Origin of the sequence: Neisseria dentiae, from assembly GCF_024580525.1 — a bacterium.
In the GTDB taxonomy this organism is placed as follows: domain Bacteria; phylum Pseudomonadota; class Gammaproteobacteria; order Burkholderiales; family Neisseriaceae; genus Neisseria; species Neisseria dentiae_A.
The window spans coordinates 1-752 of sequence record NZ_JANIKQ010000059.1 but is presented as its reverse complement, the minus strand read 5'-3'; the positions used below and the strand labels follow the sequence as shown (position 1 = coordinate 752).

At 47.7% G+C, this 752-nt stretch carries 1 protein-coding gene; it reads left to right on the top strand.

Going from position 1 to position 752, the window contains the following annotated elements:
- Positions 1 to 90 precede the first annotated feature (90 nt).
- Positions 91 to 752: IS110 family transposase (locus NQ012_RS13210; protein ID WP_445013501.1), on the top strand; the 662-nt coding region annotated here is incomplete at its 3' end.

The window sequence follows — 752 nt, the reverse complement described above, 5'->3', positions numbered from 1 at the left end:
CCCTGGGATTTTTTAACATCCGTGTCTTAGCCAAACGAGCAGATAACCAACCATCACCACAACCGAACAGTTGCACGACAACACAACCGAATGCAAGGAAGGTTTATGATGAGTATTCAAAACTATGGCGGCATTGATATAGCCAAAAAACACTTCGTTATCGGCATTACCGGTATAGCCAAAACCAAAACGGAAACCAACAATCCCAAAGGTTTCCAACATACCGTCGAGTATTTGCAAAAGCACCATGTCAGCCTGGTGGTGCTGGAAAGTACCGGCGGATTGGAAATCCCGCTGGCCAAAGCATTGCATCATGCCGGATTGCGGGTGGTTATTGCCAATCCCCGCCAAACCCATTCATACGCCCAATCATTTTCATTGGGGAAAACCGATAGCAAAGATGCCAAAATGCTGGCGGATTATGCGCAGGCAATCGAATTGAAAGGGTTGGCCGCAAATATGCTGTATCAGCCTCCCACTGTAGCAGAGGAAGAGCTGGAAGCTTTGGTAAAGCGCCGCAGCCAGTTGGTGGAAATGCGTACGGCCGAGAAAAACCGTTTGGCACAAATCCACCCCAGCCAACAGCAAAGTGTGGAAGATTTAATTCGGCACTTTAACACCTTGATTGCTGATCTGGACAAACAGATTGCCAAATACAACGACAGCAATTTTGACGGCAAAAACAAAATCATCGGAGAGATAAAAGGCGTAGGCGACACCACTTGCGCCACCTTGATGTCGATGTTGCCCGA